We start from the raw sequence: 14,969 nt of genomic DNA, 5'->3' as shown, positions 1-14,969 counted from the left end.
GGCGCTGACTAGATCTCGTACATCGCGCCCGGAACGGCCAGCTCCGTCGGGCCGTCGAAGACCTCGCGGGCGTCGGAGAGGTTGCGGTCGGCGTCGGTCCACGGCGGGATGTGGGTGAGGACCAGGCGGCCCACCTCCGCGCGGGCGGCGAGCTCGCCCGCCTCGCGGCCGTTGAGGTGGAGGTCCGGGATGTCCTCCTTGCCGTGGACGAACGACGCCTCGCAGAGGAAGAGGTCGGCGCCCTGCGCCAGCTCGTCCAGGGCCTCGCAGGTGCCGGTGTCGCCGGAGTACGTGAGCGAGCTGCCGCCGTGCTCGATGCGGATGCCGAACGTGTCGACGGGGTGGCAGAGCTTCTCCGTACGGACCGAGAAGGGGCCGATCTCGAACGAGCCGGGCTTCAGGGTGTGGAAGTCGAAGACCTCGCTCATCGCGTGGTCGGACGGGGTGTCGGCGTGCGCGGTGGTGAGCCGCTGCTCCGTGCCGTCGGGGCCGTAGACCGGGATGCGGGCCGGACGTCCGCCGTCGTGCGGGTAGTAGCGGACGACGAAGTACGCGCACATGTCGATGCAGTGATCGGCATGGAGGTGGCTGAGGAAGATGGCGTCGAGGTCGTAGAGACCGACGTGGCGCTGCAGCTCGCCGAGGGCGCCGTTGCCCATGTCGAGGAGCAGCCTGAAGCCGTCGGCCTCTACGAGGTAGCTCGAGCATGCCGATCCCGCGGACGGGAACGAGCCGGAGCAGCCGACGACGGTGAGCTTCATGGAGCGTGAACCTCCGAGACGTGGGAACGGGGAGGGTTCGTGCGGTTTGTTGAGCGGTTTGTTGAGCGTAAGGCGCGAAAGAGGTGGTCGCTCCTTCGGAGTGTGCCGTTGTGGGGGAACTCACCTGTGCTGTCACCGGTTCGATGGACACCGGGCCCCGTGCGGGGGTGCGCTCGGGCGGGTGCGCCTGCGGCGGGCTTGTTCCCCTCCCCCGCCCCTTCCCGTAACCGGGGCTCCGCCCCGGGCCCCGCTCCTCAAGCGCCGGAGGGGCTGGGTGTTCGGGGCTCCGCAGTGGGGGTGTGGGGGCAGCGCCCCCGCGAAACGACGGACGCCGGGGGGCCCGGAACCGTGTGGTCCGGGCCCCCCGGCGTCCGGGAGGTCAAAGCGCGGGGCGGCTACGCCCAGAGCTGGCCCTGGAGTGTTTCGATGGCCGCTTCTGTCGTGGGGGCGGTGTAGACGCCCGTCGACAGGTACTTCCAGCCGCCGTCCGCGACGACGAAGACGATGTCGGCGCTCTCGCCCGCCTTGACCGCCTTGTTGCCGACGCCGATCGCCGCGTGGAGGGCGGCGCCGGTGGAGACGCCCGCGAAGATGCCCTCCTGCTGGAGGAGTTCGCGGGTGCGGGTGACGGCGTCGGCGGAGCCGACGGAGAAGCGGGTGGTGAGGACGGAGGCGTCGTAGAGCTCGGGGACGAAGCCCTCGTCGAGGTTGCGCAGGCCGTAGACGAGGTCGTCGTAGCGCGGTTCGGCGGCGACGATCTTGATGCCGTCGACGTGTTCGCGCAGGTAGCGGCCGACCCCCATGAGGGTGCCGGTGGTGCCCAGGCCGGCGACGAAGTGGGTGATCGAGGGGAGGTCGGCCAGGATCTCGGGGCCGGTGGTGGCGTAGTGGGCGCCCGCGTTGTCGGGGTTGCCGTACTGGTAGAGCATCACCCAGTCGGGGTGCTCGGCCGCGAGCTCCTTGGCGACGCGGACGGCGGTGTTGGAGCCGCCCGCCGCCGGGGAGGAGATGATCTCGGCGCCCCACATGGCGAGCAGGTCGCGCCGCTCCTGGGAGGTGTTCTCCGGCATCACGCAGACGATGCGGTAGCCCTTGAGCTTGGCCGCCATGGCGAGGGAGATGCCGGTGTTGCCGCTGGTGGGTTCGAGGATGGTGCAGCCGGGGGTGAGCCGGCCGTCCTTCTCGGCCTGCTCGACCATGTGGAGCGCGGGGCGGTCCTTGATCGAGCCGGTGGGGTTGCGGTCCTCCAGCTTGGCCCAGATGCGGACGTCGTCCGCCGGTGACAGCCGCGGCAGGCGGACGAGCGGGGTGTTGCCCACCGCGGCGAGCGGGCTGTCATAGCGCATCAGTTCATGCCGCCGGCGACGGCCGGGAGGATGGTGATGTTGTCGCCGTCGCTGAGCTTGGTGGAGATGCCGTCGAGGAAGCGGACGTCCTCGTCGTTGAGGTAGACGTTCACGAAGCGGCGGAGCTGCTCGCCGTCGACGATGCGCTCACGGATGCCGGTGTGGCGGCTTTCCAGGTCCGTGAAGAGGTCGGCGAGGGTGTCCCCGTTGCCTTCGACGGCCTTGGCGCCGTCGGTGTAGGTGCGGAGGATGGTCGGGATGCGGACCTCGATGGCCATGGCGTGGGCTCCTGTCGAAGCGGAGTGGTGGCGGTGGGCGTGGGGCGCGCGGCTCTGCCCCCGCGCAGGGGGTGGTGCGTGAAGGGTGGCGTCCGGTGGGGCGGCGCCGGGCGTCGGCCCGGCTCAGGCCTCGCGGCCGGCGGTCCGGTGGTTCGTACAGATCGCGCTGGCCAGTCGGCACAGGTCGACGTGCAGGCGCGCCACGAGCAGCGTGCCCGGCGTCTTGTCGCTCACGTCATGGGGAACCATGGGCTCATCGTATCGATTCCCGGTCCGGGATCCGGAATGTGATCTCACCTGATGGATGGTTGATGTTCGACAGGTGGACAGGGCCGGGTGGCCGGCCCTGTCCGGGCGCTGCGGGTCGGGGTCGCGGACGTGGTCAGGGGGCGGTGTACGCCTCGACGACCTCGACGTCCTCCTCGGTGATCTCGCCGTCCACGATGCGGTACGAGCGGAACTGGAAGGGCCCCGCCTCGTCGGTGTCGGCGGTCGACACGAGGACGTAGTGGGCGCCGGGCTCGTTGGCGTAGGTGACGTCGGTGCGGGAGGGGTAGGCCTCGGTCGCGGTGTGCGAGTGGTAGACGATCACGGGTTCCTCGTCGCGGTCGTCCATGTCGCGGTAGAGCTTGAGGAGGTCGGCCGAGTCGAATTCGTAGAACGTGGGCGAGCGGGCCGCGTTGAGCATGGGGATGAAGCGTTCGGGGCGGCCGGTTCCGGCGGGCCCGGCGACCACGCCGCACGCCTCGTCGGGGTGGTCGGCGCGGGAGTGCGCGACGATCTGGTCGTACAGCGCCTGGGTGATGGTCAGCATGGCGCCCAGGATAGGACGACGGGCCCCCGCGTACCGAGGAGTGGTACGCGGGGGCCCGCATCGTGGAATCGCCCTGGTGGGGGCCTTCGGCTCAGCGGCCGGCGAAGGCCTTGTTCCCGGGGTTGCGGGCCTTGAGGACCAGGTAGGAGACACCGAGGATCAGGGCCCAGAGCGGGGCGCAGTAGAGCGAGATCCGGGCGTCCTTGTCGATGCCCATCATGATGATGACGACGCCGATGAAGGCGAGGGCGAAGACGCTGGTGTACGGGGCTCCGGGGGCCCGGAAGGTGGACTGCGGGAGCTCCCCGCGGTCGGCGAGGCGGCGGTAGCGGAGCTGGCTGATGAGGATCATGATCCAGGCCCACATGCCGGAGATGGTGGCGAAGGAGACGACGTAGGTGAAGGCGTCACCGGGCCACTGGTAGTTGATCCACACGCCGACGAGCATGAGGGCGGCGGAGACGGTGGTGCCGACCAGGGGGGTGCCGCTCCTGGTCAGCCGGGTGAAGAACTTCGGGCCCTGGCCGTTGAGCGCGAGGTCGCGCAGCATGCGGCCGGTGGAGTACATGCCGGAGTTGCAGGAGGAGAGCGCGGCGGTCAGGACGACGAAGTTGACGATGCCCGCGCCGACGCCGAGACCCATCTTCTTGAAGGCTTCGACGAACGGGGAGACGTCGGGTGAGAACTCGGTCCAGGGGACGACCGAGAGGATCATGATGAGGGCGCCGACGTAGAAGACGGCGATGCGCCACGGCACGGTGTTGATGGCCTTGGGCAGGACGGTCTTGGGGTCCTTGGACTCGCCTGCGGTGACGCCGACGAGCTCGACGGCGAGGAAGGCGAACATCACGATCTGCAGCGTCATCAGGGTGCCCTTGATGCCGTGCGGGAAGAATCCGCCGTCGGACCACAGGTGGGTGACGGACGCGGTGTCGCCGGCGTCGGAGAAGCCGAGGGTGAGAATTCCGGCGCAGATGAGGATCATGCCGACGATGGCGGTGACCTTGACCATCGAGAACCAGAATTCGAGTTCACCGAACAGCTTGACCGAGATCAGGTTCACGCCGTACAGGATGATCGTGAAGATCAGCGCGGAGACCCATTGCGGAATGTCGAACCAGAACGTCATGTACTGGGCGGCCGCGGTGACTTCGGTGATTCCGGTGACGACCCAGAACAGCCAGTAGGTCCAGCCGGTGACAAAGCCTGCGAAGGGGCCGATGAATTCGCGTGCGTACTCCGAGAAGGAGCCGGAGACCGGTCGGTACATGAGGAGTTCACCCAGGGCCCGCATGATGAAGAAGATCACCAGGCCCGCGATGGCGTACGCCAGGATGAGGCTGGGTCCGGCCTTGGCGATGGCTTTGCCCGCGCCGAGGAAGAGGCCGGTGCCGATGGCGCCGCCGATGGCGATCATCTGGATCTGGCGGGCACCGAGTGCCCTCTGGTAGCCCTCGGCGGATGTGGTGGCATCCGCGCCTGTGGCGTGCGGGCCCTGTCCCTTGTCGTCGACCTGCGCCGATGTCATGTGCTGCGCCTTTCTCCACGCCGATCCGAGCCTTGCGGCTGCGGATCAGGTCCTGATCCCCCCGGATATGGATGGAGTGCTGCCGGTGGTTGCCGGACTCGTAGCGCCTACCCGGGAACAGGGGTGGCGTCCCCGAGTGGTCGTGAAGATTTATCACGGTCACATCGGTAATCCACCGGACATTATGTGGCGCAGACCACAGGAAAAAGTGGACAACGGGGGCCGGGCGCTGCAAAAAAGACCGATCAGGTGACGCGATCGTTATTCGGATTTGAGCGTCCGTTGAGCGAACACCGGGCAGCCCGGGGTGAGGGTCCGGCCTTTACGGCATCAGCGTTTCGATGAGTGTTTCCTGGAGGCCGCCCAGCCAGAGATAGGCCATGACCATGGGCTTGCGCGGGTCGCTGTCGGGCAGCCGGTAGAGGGACCCGTCCTCGTCGGAGACCTCCAGGCGGGTGCCGATGGTGAGCCGGAGGTCGTTGAGGGAGCCCAGCCAGCTGCGGCACTCGTCGGGGGTGAGGGTGAGTACGGCCCCGTCGTCCCCGGCGGGTGTGAGCGCGTCGAGGGTACGGACGACGACGAGGGCGTCGTCCCGCTTGCGGGTCCGCAGGTCGTTCTCGGTGAAGCGGCGGAACTCGGCCGACGCGGCGCGCAGTTCGGTGTCGTCGTCGCCGTAGGCCTCGGGGAAGAGGCGGGCCAGGGCGGGGTCGGTGGGTGGTTCGCTGGGGCCTTCGGCGAAGAGGGCGGCGAGCGGGTCCTCACCCTCGGCGGGTTCGTCGCCGGGGCCGATGAGTTCGAGCAGCTGGACGGCGAGGGAGCGCAGGATCGCGATCTCCACCTCGTCGAGCGCGACGGCCGCGCCGCCGCCGGGGGTGGCCTCGAAGTGGCCGGCCATGGGTTGACTCCGATGGTGGTCGGGCGGGCGGGGCAGAGAAGGTGGTGCGGGGCGGGGCGTCAGTTGCGGTCCTGCGTGAGGGTGGCCCACAGTCCGTAGCCGTGCATGGCCTGGACGTCGCGTTCCATCTCCTCGCGGCTGCCGCTGGAGACGACGGCGCGGCCCTTCTGGTGGACGTCGAGCATGAGCTTGTGCGCCTTGTCCTTGGAATAGCCGAAATAGGCCTGGAAGACATAGGTCACGTAGCTCATGAGGTTGACCGGGTCGTTGTGGACCAGCGTCACCCAGGGGACGTCGGGCTCGGGGACAACGAGGTTCTCCTCGGCCGATTCGGGACGTTCGATCTCTACGGGGGCGACGCTCACCTACCCCATGCTGCCACTCGGGAGGGGTCATCGCACAAACGGGGCCGGTGGCGCGGCGGGCCCGGGGCCGGTGGCCGGACTGCCCCGGCACCCCCATCTCGTCAGTTTGACGAAATAGGGGTAGCATCCCCGGCATGAACTCAGCGGACCTTGGGCGACGGGTCGGTGTGCCGTCGACCGCACTCTTCACCGACCAGTACGAGCTCACGATGGTGCAGGCCGCGCTCAAGGCCGGCACCGCCGACCGGCGCTCGGTCTTCGAGGCGTTCACCCGCCGGCTGCCCGAGGGGCGGCGCTACGGCGTCGTCGCGGGCATCGGGCGGGTCCTGGACGCGGTGGAGAACTTCCACTTCGACGACGAGATGCTCACCTTCCTGCGCGACCAGAACGTCGTCGACGGGCCGACGCTCGCCTATCTGGCCGACTACCGCTTCAGCGGCGACATCTGGGGCTACCCGGAGGGCGAGGTGTACTTCCCGGGTTCGCCGGTCCTGCGGGTCGAGGGCTCCTTCGCCGAGTGCGTGCTGCTGGAGACGGTGATCCTGTCGATCCTCAACCACGACTCGGCGATCGCCGCGGCGGCCTCGCGGATGTCGGCGGCGGCGGGCGGGCGCGGGCTGATCGAGATGGGTGCCCGGCGCACGCACGAGCTGTCGGCGGTCGCCTCGGCCCGCGCCGCGTACATCGGCGGCTTCGACACCACGTCCGACCTCGCCGCGGGCTTCCGCTACAACATCCCGACGGTCGGCACGAGCGCCCACGCCTTCACTCTGCTGCACGACTCCGAGCGTGACGCGTTCCAGGCGCAGGTCGACTCGCTGGGGCGGGACACGACGCTGCTGGTCGACACGTACGACGTCACCGCGGCGGTCCGTACGGCGGTCGAGGTGGCCGGGACGGAGCTGGGCGCGGTCCGGATCGACTCCGGCGACCTGCTGCTGGTCGCGCACCGGGTGCGCCAGCAGCTGGACGAGCTGGGCGCCACGGAGACGAAGATCGTGGTGACGTCGGACCTGGACGAGTACGCCATCGCGTCGCTGGCAGCGGCGCCGGTGGACGCGTACGGGGTGGGCACGCAGCTGGTGACCGGCAGCGGGCACCCCACCTGCTCGATGGTCTACAAGCTGGTGGCCCGTGCCGCCTCCGCCGATCCGGCGGACGAGCTGCGGCCGGTGGCGAAGAAGTCGATGGGCGCGAAGTCCTCGATCGGCGGCCGCAAGTGGGCGGCGCGCCGGCTGGACGAGGACGGCGTGGCCGAGGCCGAGGTGATCGGCACCGGTCCGGTGCCCTCGGAGCTGGCCGGCCGGCAGTTGCTGGTGGAGTTGGTCAGGGGCGGTGAGGTGGTCGCGCGCGAGCCGCTGGAAGCGGCGCGGGAGCGGCATATCGCCGCGCGGGCGGGGCTGCCGATGTCCGCGATGCAGTTGTCGCGGGGCGAGCCGGTGCTGCCGACGGAGTACGTGTGAGGGATGCGGGGTGCGGGGCGGTGCGGGGGCGGGGCCCGGCAGTCGCTTCGCCCTCAATCACCGGACGGGCTGTTTTGCCCGGACGCGCTTGATTTTTCCCGGACGGGCTTGATTTGCGCGGGCGCCCCCTCCCTAACGCAGGCCTGATTCCCTAGGCTCGACTCCACCCCCCGTGACCGCCGCCGTCTCTCCTCCCCCACCGAAGGACACCCGCCATGCACCGCGCCTTGATCGTCGTGGACGTCCAGAACGACTTCTGCGAGGGCGGGAGCCTCGCGGTGGCAGGCGGCGCCGACGTCGCCGCCGCCATCACCGACCTGATCGGTGCGGGCCAGCCGGGCTACCGGCACGTGGTGGCCACCCGTGACCACCACATCGACCCGGGTGGCCACTTCTCGCAGTCGCCGGACTTCGAGCACTCCTGGCCCGCGCACTGCGTCGCCGGTACGGAGGGCGTGGGCTTCCACCCCAATTTCGCCCCGGCGGTCGCCTCCGGGGCGATCGACACCGTCTTCGACAAGGGCGCCTACGCCGCCGCGTACAGCGGCTTCGAGGGGCAGGACGAGAACGGCGTGGGGCTGGCCGAATGGCTGCGGGACCGCGCGGTCACCGAGGTCGACGTGGTCGGTATCGCGACCGACCACTGCGTGCGGGCCACCGCGCTCGACGCCGTCCGTGAGGGCTTCACCACGCACGTACTGCTGGATCTGACCGCGGGTGTCGCCGAGGCGACGACGGACCGGGCGCTGGTGGAGCTGCGGGACGCGGGCGTGGTGCTCTCCGGCAAGCCGGTGGTCTGAGCCGCGGGCCGTCCGCGGGGTCAGCTCTGCCGGGCCGGCAGGGCGGGCCTCAGCAGGGCCCGTATCGGGTGCCAGAGCTCCTGGGCCCGCTCGGGTCTCGCGCGCCACAGGAGGCCGTCGGGGTGGTGCAGGACGGCGGTGATCTCGTCCGGGGTGGGCGGCTCCGCGTTGCCGCGGAGGTAGACGGCGCGCAGGCCCAGATTGCGCAGCCTGGTCAGTGCGCGGGCACGGTTGGCCGCGTGGACCAGGACGCGTACCGGGGTGTCCGGCCCCACGCCCCCCGCCGGGCTCGGCAGCGTGATCGCGACGACCACACTGCCGTTCGGCAACTTGCTGAATCCTCCGCCTGCCATGCTCCGCGCTCCCCCGTGAGACATCGTGTCAATAAGAAACCGAACAAGAGGCACCTAAACACGATCGGCCGCCGCCCGCTAGAGGGCGACGGCCGATCATGCTCTGACCTGGGGTTTTACCGAATTACTTGTGCGAGGGACCCACGTGGACGGTCACCGTGGAGCCACTGAACGGCTCGTTGATGATCGAGATCCGGGTGTTGGTGTCAGTTACCTGCACGCTGCCGGTCTTGTTCTCCTCGTACCAGTAGGTGCCCTTGTGGTCGTCGAAGACCGGAACGCCGAACTGCGGCTTGATCTTCGTGGCCACGTCACCGTTGTGGAGCGTGAAGCCGTCGGTGGGGTACCAGCTGAACGGGGCGTCGAACGGCTGGATCTTGTTGCGAATCACCTTGCCGTCGGCCCACTTCAGCGGCTTGGCGTGCGCGTCGATCGGCAGGATCAGGCCGTGACCCGGGTGGGTCGAGACGTTGTTGTCCTTCTGCGAGCTGTCCCACAGCCAGATGAGCAGGCCGTTCTGGTACGGGTAGTGCTCGACCCAGTCGGGACGGGTGTTGGCGAAGCCGAAGTTGTACGGGCCGACCTTGAGGGTCTGGTCGTACGAGACGTACTGGCGGTTCTCCGCGATGTAGCGCTGCGGGTAGTCCTTGGTGAAGGACGCGCCCACGCGCGAGAAGCCCTTCGCGGTCCAGCCGTTGTCGTCGCCCTCGGCGTTGTCCGTGAAGAGCGCGGCACCGTCGGCGTTGACCGCGATGGTGTCGGCGGCGAAGCCGACGCCGCCCGCGCCGCCGTCGGTGGCGTAGCGGAAGCGGATGTCGATCTTCTTGCCGGCGTAGGCGTCCAGCGAGTACGAGAGCTTCTTGTACGTGCCGGAGACGTCGGTGAGGGCCGGCTTGTCGCTGGCGTCGCGCGGGATGGCCTTGCCGTCGGCGGTGCCGTCGATCGCGGTCCAGCTGGTGCCGCCGTTGTCCGACACCTCGGTGTAGAGGTAGTCGTAGTCGGCCTCGATGTCCCACCAGCCCGAAAGGTCCAGGGACGCCTTGGACTTGCCGGTCAGGTCGACCGGGCGCGACAGCGTGTTGCTGAGGTTGTCGCCCATGTCGCTCCACCACTGCTTGGCGCCCTCGGCGGGCGTCGTGACGGCGGTGGTGACGGCCTTGTCGGGCAGCTCGACGACGAGTGCCTGCTTGTTCTTGGTGTTGTACTCGGACACACCCAGCTTGTGGGTGGAACTCGTCGCGGCCTTGGCCACGTCGTAGTCCAGCCAGCCCAGCTGGAACTTGTCCCAGGCGGTCATGTCGCCGGGCAGGTCACCGATGCTGTTCTTGCCGGTGCCGAGCCAGGAGCCGGCCGACATCAGCGACCAGAAGCCGACCGAGTTCTCGGCGGTGTTGGTCGTGTCGTACAGGTCCGGCAGACCGAGGTCGTGGCCGTACTCGTGGGCGAAGACGCCCAGGCCGCCGTTCTCGGGCTGTGCGGTGTAGTCGCCGACCCAGATGCCGGTGTCGCCGATCTGGGTGCCGCCGGCCTTGTTGTCGGCCGGGCCGGTCGCGCCGGCGTTGGTGCCGTAGGCGTACCAGCGGTGCGCCCAGATGGCGTTGGTGCCCTCGACGCCGCCGCCCGCGGACTCGTCCTCACCGGCGTGCACGATCTGGAAGTGATCGATGTAGCCGTCGGGCTCGTTGAAGTTGCCGTCGTTGTCGAAGTCGTAGCGGTCCCACTGGTCGTACTGGGCGAGATCGGTCTTGATCTGCTCGGGCGTACGGCCCTTGGCCTTCTGGTCGGCGGCCCAGGCGTTCACGCCGTCCTTGATCATGTCCCAGGCGTTGGCGCAGTTGGTCGAACCGCAGTAGTTCGAGCCGTAGCGGGCCTCGTTGTACGGGACCTTGACCCAGTCGGAGACCTCGCCGTCGACCGAGTAGCGTCCGGAGGACGTCTTCTCGTAGTACGTCTTGAGCGAGTTCTTGCCGGCACCCTCGCCGAAGTACAGCTCCTGGAAGTGGGCCTGGTTGTAATCGGCCTGCCAGGCGGTGCTGTTGTCCTTCTTGGGGTCCGGCTTGGCTATCTGGTTGTGCGCCGGTCCCGCCGTGCCGCCGTACTTCGGGACGGCCGGCTTGGGGCCGTCGCCGTCCGGGTCGAACATGGTCGTGTTGTCGACCTTGTCGCCGAACTCCACCAGGACGGTGAAGATCTTGTCGGTCTTCTCCCGGCCGAGCTCGACGTACTTCTTGTCGTCGAGCTTGACGACCTTGGAGCCGCCGCGCGTCGACACCTTCTTGTCGCCGGATATGACCTGTTCCAGCGCGGCCTGACGCTGGGCGTCCTGCTGCTCGCTGAACGGGCCCTCCAGGTCGTGCGCGTTGCCCTTGGCCGACCCCGGGTCCCGGCGGTCTATGGCGGTGGCGGCGGTGCCTGACGCCTGGTCATCAGCCTGAGCGGTGGCGAAGGCGGATGCGGTGGCGGCGGTCGCGGCCATGGCCACGACAACCGCCCCGGTACGAAGCGCCCGTCTTTTAATGATCACGTGATGCAGTCCTCCCCGGCGCCCGCGGCTGCGGCCTGGAGGTGTGAAGGGGCCGCGCGCGGAAACGCGCCACAAGTGACGACATTTGACCGGAGTTACAGAAGAAAAGACAGACCTTGACTTGAACATACCAACTGCACTATGCAGGAGCACATTTCCGCTATGCGGACGATCGGCCCACGCCCGACCGGCGCGCCAACCGGCCCCAGGGGCGCTCGACATGACTCCGTGCGCCCCCTGTGCAACGGTACTGTGGGTTAGGTGACGCTTACTACCCGCTCCACTCGGGCATTCACCGTCGTAGAGTCACTTGACACCGAGACCGTGTCGAGAGACCGCCCATCCGACGTCCCGAGGACGGATACCGCCATGCCGCGTCCCACTGCTGCACAGCTCTCCTACGGTTCGGTGACCGTCGTCTTCTCGACCCTCGCCATGCTGCTGCTGTCCCGGACCGAATCGGGCATCGGCATCGCCGTCATCGGTACGGCCGCGCTCGCGCTCGGTCTGCTGGTGGCCGTCACCGTTCCCCTGCCGACGCGCAGGAGCACGGCGAAAGCGGCGAAGGCCGGGGCCGCGGTGTCCGTACACCCGGGCACCGTCCCCGCCGCTGCCGAAGACGAGGGCCGCGCCCTCGACCCCGTACAGAGCAGGATCCCGGCCGCACGTACCGCATCGGAGCGAGTGGGCGAGCACTCGCTGCGGCACTGACCGTCCGGCGTGGCCGGGAGGGTGCCGACGCCCTCCCGGCGGTCCGTCAGTTGGTGACCACCACGACCGTCTTGGCCGCCTTGTCCTGGAGTCCCTGCTTATAGGGCTTGTCCGTGAACATCAGCACAATGTTGATCAGCCACCACAGGCACGGGCAGCACAGCAGCGCCGGCACCCACAGCACCACGGCCCGCAGGAACGCGCTGCCGGTGTCCGGCACCCGGCCGTCGTTCAGCATGGCGACGCGCAGCTTCAGGAGCCGCTTGCCCAGGGTGCGGCCGTCCTTGTGCGTGAAGTACGTGTCGTACGCGACGTAGATCACCAGGGCGATCAGCGACCAGAGCAACTGGTGCCCGCTGTAGGTCTGGGCGAAGACGTCGCTGACGTTGTCGTCGTTGTTGTTGTCCGACATCTCGACCGCACCGCCCCAGGGCAGCGAGATCAGGTACAGCGGGATCGAGATGATCAGGAAGTCGATCAGCCGGGCCAGGATCCGCTTGCCGGGTTCGGCGAGCGGGGGCATGCCCGACAGCGGGTCCGTTCCGCCGTACTGGCCGCCGCCGTAAGGCCCGGGGTCGTACGGCGGTGGCGGCGGCGTGCTGTCGTAGGGCGAGCCCGATGACGGCGGCGGCTGGGACCCGTGCGGCTTCTTGGAGAACGGGTCTTCCTCGGGCGGCTGACCGGACGTCGGCTGATCGTTGCTCATGCGGGCAGTGCACCTCGCCCCGCGGACGCCCGCAACGGCTCAGGTGCGTTCGGGGGAACGGATTCCGTCCGACGGCCCTCACCCGAAGGGCCGTCAGCCGTACGGGTCGCTCCCCGCCCCGGTGCGCGCAGCCTCAGCCGGCGACGAAGGTGCGGGCCGCCTTGTCGTGCCAGCACTGGCGCCACGGCCGGTCGATCAGGCACCACAGCACATTGACCACGCCGATGACCAGCAGGCCCAGCACGCCGTAGACCAGCCAGCGGCGCAGGGCGGCGCCGAAACCGGGCGCGTCGTGGGACTCGATGTCGCGCACGTCGAGGCCGCAGAGCTTCTTCCCGAGCGTACGGCCCCACTTCGCGGTCGGCAGCACCTCCAGAAGGACGCCCAGCACCAGGAAGACGCCGAGGACCGCGCCGGCCAGCGAGGCCGTGGTGGAGTCCAGCAGCCAGACGGTGACGGTCTCGCCCGACAGCTTGGCCGCGTCGATCTTCTCGTTGACGTGGTCCGCCGCCCGGGCCGCGAGCGGCACGGAGACGGCTCCGACGAGCGCGCCGAGCACGACCGTGTCGATGAGCCGGGCGGCCAGCCGCCTGCCGAGCGCCGCCGGGCGGGCAGCCGTCCGGGCCGCGGCGAGCTGCTGGAAGTGGTCCTGGACCGGGGGCTTCCAGGGCACGACGGGCTGGTCGGGCTGCCCCGGCGCCTGCTGGAGCTGCTGCGGGAACGCGGGCTGCTGCTGTACGGGCGCCTGCGGCTGCGGCCGGGCGCCAGGTTCGGGCCGGGCCTGCTGGGGGGCCTGCTGCGCCCAGGAGGCGGAGCCGCCCCCGGGGCCGGGCGTGAGGGGGCTGTTGAGCGCCGCGGGGGCCGGGGAGGGTGCGGACTGCCGGGCCGGGGCCGGGGCGGGCGCAGCGGCCCGCGTGGTGGGCGTGGAGGGCTGTGCGGCGGATCGCGGGGCGGCGGGTGCGCTGCCCGGGGTGATCGCACGCATCGTCAGCGTGCCGTCCTCGGACGGCTGCTGCGCCTCGCGCGGGGCGGCCGGCGTACTGCCGCCCGGTCCCACGGCGCGGATGGCGACGGTGCCGTCGGCGGGCGGGCGGGGTGCGTCGCCGGTTCCGCCGCCGGAGCGGGCGGGGCGGCCGACCCGGATGGCGACGGTGTTCTCGGGGGCCTGGCCGCCGGCGTCGCGCATGCCGGGCAGTGCGCCGCGGGTGGGGTCCGCGGGTGCGGGGCGGCGCGGGTCGGCGGGGGCCCGGTCCGCGGGTGCGGTGTCGCCGGGTGCGCCGGAGCCCGGGGTACCGGCGGCGGGCGTCCGCGGATCGGCTTCGGCGGGTCCGGTCCGGGGTGCGGGCGGGCCGCCCCAGGAGACCCGCCGGTCGTGCTCGCCGCCGAAGCCGGCCTGCCGGGAGGCGTCGGCCTGCCAGGCGGTGGCGGGTTCGGGGCGGCCGCCCTCGTACGACTCCTCGTCGAAGAAGACCGGGCCGGTCTCGTCCACGGCGGCGGGGGCGGGCACGGGGGCGGGCGGTTCGGCCTCCTCCCCGGCGGGCGCGGTGGGCAGGGGTTCGCCCTGCTGCGGGGCGGGCCGGCTGGTGCCGGGCACCCACGAAGCGCCGTTCCAGTACCGGACGTATCCGGGAATGGACGGGTCGGGGTAGTACCCCTCGCGGGGGCTTTCGTCACCGGGTGCCGGGGTTGGGGCGCTCATCACCGTGGTCCCGTATCTCTTCGAGGCCTGGGACCGGCCGGCAGTGGGGGAACGGCCGGTCCTCATACAAGGGTCCACATCTATCAGACACCCGCCTGTCAACGGGCCGGTCCTCGTGTTTGGGCCACTTTCCGGTCGCTCCGAAATATTTTTCCCGAAGTCGCGTAATGGATGGCGGGGAGGGTGCTCTCTCCCTGTGCGGGCGGTCGTGCGACCGGCCCACAGGCATCGAAAGGACGCACCTCATGAACACCGTCGTGGAACGCGAGCTGGAGCTCAAGCTGGTCCTGTCGCCCGAGCGCAGCATCCCCGTGCCCGCCCGGCTGACGTATCGCACCGCGGATCCCTACGCCGTGCACATCGCCTTCCATATCGGCTCGGACGCCCCCGTGCACTGGACGTTCGCCCGCGATCTGCTGATCGAGGGGGTGTTCCGGCCGTGCGGGCACGGGGACGTACGGATCTGGCCCACCAAGGTCGAGGGGCGCAGCGTCATCTGCGTGGCGCTGACCTCGCCCGACGGCAACGCCCTGCTGGAGGTGCCGTCCACGGCGGTGGCCACCTGGGTGGAGCGGACGCTGCACGCCGTCGCGCCGGGTACGGAGTCCGAGCGGCTCGGCATCGACGAGGCACTGGCCGATCTGCTCGCGCCGCTGCCGGCCGACGACCTGTGGATGAGCGACCCGTGGCCGTCGGACGAGTCGCAGGACGGTGAGGGTTGAGAGG

Annotated in this window: 16 protein-coding genes; 4 read left to right on the top strand and 12 right to left on the bottom strand. The window is 69.9% G+C overall.

All coding sequences use genetic code 11. The annotated features are described in order from the left end of the window. Positions 1-8: 8 nt before the first annotated feature. From ACGFZA_RS30880 to clpS, 8 genes are all read right to left on the bottom strand, one after another. Positions 9-761: an MBL fold metallo-hydrolase gene (locus tag ACGFZA_RS30880; RefSeq protein ID WP_393683404.1), complete on the bottom strand. Its 753-nt coding sequence runs from the start codon at positions 759-761 to the stop codon at positions 9-11. Positions 762-1,156: 395 nt separating this feature from the next. Further along, positions 1,157-2,107: a PLP-dependent cysteine synthase family protein gene (locus ACGFZA_RS30875; RefSeq protein WP_385278539.1), complete on the bottom strand. Its 951-nt coding sequence runs from the start codon at positions 2,105-2,107 to the stop codon at positions 1,157-1,159. Further along, positions 2,107-2,385, bottom strand: coding sequence for a MoaD/ThiS family protein (locus tag ACGFZA_RS30870; protein WP_326736416.1), 279 nt, complete (start codon positions 2,383-2,385; stop codon positions 2,107-2,109). Before ACGFZA_RS30870 ends, ACGFZA_RS30875 begins: the two co-directional genes overlap by 1 nt. Positions 2,386-2,508: 123 nt before the next feature. Continuing rightward, entirely contained in the window at positions 2,509-2,634 is a 126-nt protein-coding gene (locus ACGFZA_RS30865) for a putative leader peptide (protein WP_261991849.1), read from the bottom strand. A 133-nt stretch (positions 2,635-2,767) separates the two neighbouring features. Continuing rightward, a complete protein-coding gene (locus ACGFZA_RS30860) occupies positions 2,768-3,199 on the bottom strand; it encodes a M67 family metallopeptidase (RefSeq protein ID WP_327710948.1) in 432 nt (143 codons plus the stop codon). A gap of 91 nt (positions 3,200-3,290) precedes the next feature. After that, positions 3,291-4,727: an amino acid permease gene (locus tag ACGFZA_RS30855; RefSeq protein WP_393683401.1), complete on the bottom strand. Its 1,437-nt coding sequence runs from the start codon at positions 4,725-4,727 to the stop codon at positions 3,291-3,293. Positions 4,728-5,049: 322 nt separating this feature from the next. Continuing rightward, positions 5,050-5,622: a DUF2017 domain-containing protein gene (locus tag ACGFZA_RS30850; RefSeq protein ID WP_393683399.1), complete on the bottom strand. Its 573-nt coding sequence runs from the start codon at positions 5,620-5,622 to the stop codon at positions 5,050-5,052. Between the two features lie 59 nt (positions 5,623-5,681). Next, positions 5,682-5,987 carry an ATP-dependent Clp protease adapter ClpS gene (clpS, locus tag ACGFZA_RS30845; RefSeq protein WP_018555894.1) on the bottom strand — a complete coding sequence of 102 codons (306 nt, stop codon included), beginning with the start codon at positions 5,985-5,987 and terminating at the stop codon, positions 5,682-5,684. Positions 5,988-6,121: 134 nt separating this feature from the next. On the opposite strand from clpS, the gene ACGFZA_RS30840 reads away from it, so the two are divergent. Next, on the top strand, positions 6,122-7,450 hold the full coding sequence (locus ACGFZA_RS30840; protein WP_385278548.1) for a nicotinate phosphoribosyltransferase: 1,329 nt from the start codon (positions 6,122-6,124) through the stop codon (positions 7,448-7,450). 215 nt (positions 7,451-7,665) lie between these two features. Next, entirely contained in the window at positions 7,666-8,250 is a 585-nt protein-coding gene (locus ACGFZA_RS30835; RefSeq protein WP_393683396.1) for an isochorismatase family protein, read from the top strand. Between the two features lie 20 nt (positions 8,251-8,270). Here ACGFZA_RS30835 and ACGFZA_RS30830 read toward each other — a convergent pair whose 3' ends face one another. Both ACGFZA_RS30830 and ACGFZA_RS30825 read right to left on the bottom strand, forming a co-directional pair. Beyond that, complete coding sequence (locus ACGFZA_RS30830; protein ID WP_326736422.1) at positions 8,271-8,603, bottom strand: hypothetical protein; 333 nt, start codon at positions 8,601-8,603, stop codon at positions 8,271-8,273. A 124-nt stretch (positions 8,604-8,727) separates the two neighbouring features. Then, positions 8,728-11,127, bottom strand: a complete 2,400-nt coding sequence (locus ACGFZA_RS30825) for an immune inhibitor A domain-containing protein (RefSeq protein WP_393683393.1) — start codon at positions 11,125-11,127, stop codon at positions 8,728-8,730. A 369-nt stretch (positions 11,128-11,496) separates the two neighbouring features. Between ACGFZA_RS30825 and ACGFZA_RS30820 the strand changes: the two genes are divergently transcribed. Continuing rightward, complete coding sequence (locus tag ACGFZA_RS30820) at positions 11,497-11,838, top strand: hypothetical protein (protein WP_385278554.1); 342 nt, start codon at positions 11,497-11,499, stop codon at positions 11,836-11,838. A 46-nt stretch (positions 11,839-11,884) separates the two neighbouring features. Here ACGFZA_RS30820 and ACGFZA_RS30815 read toward each other — a convergent pair whose 3' ends face one another. Together ACGFZA_RS30815 and ACGFZA_RS30810 are read right to left on the bottom strand one after the other, a co-directional pair. After that, complete coding sequence (locus tag ACGFZA_RS30815; protein WP_385278556.1) at positions 11,885-12,544, bottom strand: RDD family protein; 660 nt, start codon at positions 12,542-12,544, stop codon at positions 11,885-11,887. 133 nt (positions 12,545-12,677) lie between these two features. After that, a complete protein-coding gene (locus ACGFZA_RS30810) occupies positions 12,678-14,243 on the bottom strand; it encodes an RDD family protein (protein WP_393683390.1) in 1,566 nt (521 codons plus the stop codon). A gap of 245 nt (positions 14,244-14,488) precedes the next feature. On the opposite strand from ACGFZA_RS30810, the gene ACGFZA_RS30805 reads away from it, so the two are divergent. After that, the gene (locus ACGFZA_RS30805; RefSeq protein ID WP_385278560.1) at positions 14,489-14,965 is read left to right on the top strand and encodes an SsgA family sporulation/cell division regulator; all 477 of its coding nucleotides are present in this window, start codon (positions 14,489-14,491) and stop codon (positions 14,963-14,965) included. Positions 14,966-14,969: the final 4 nt, after the last annotated feature.

This window comes from Streptomyces sp. NPDC048211 (assembly GCF_043202315.1).
Taxonomy (GTDB): domain Bacteria; phylum Actinomycetota; class Actinomycetes; order Streptomycetales; family Streptomycetaceae; genus Streptomyces.
The sequence above is the reverse complement of the archived record's forward strand: the minus strand, read 5'-3'. Positions and strand labels throughout refer to the sequence as shown.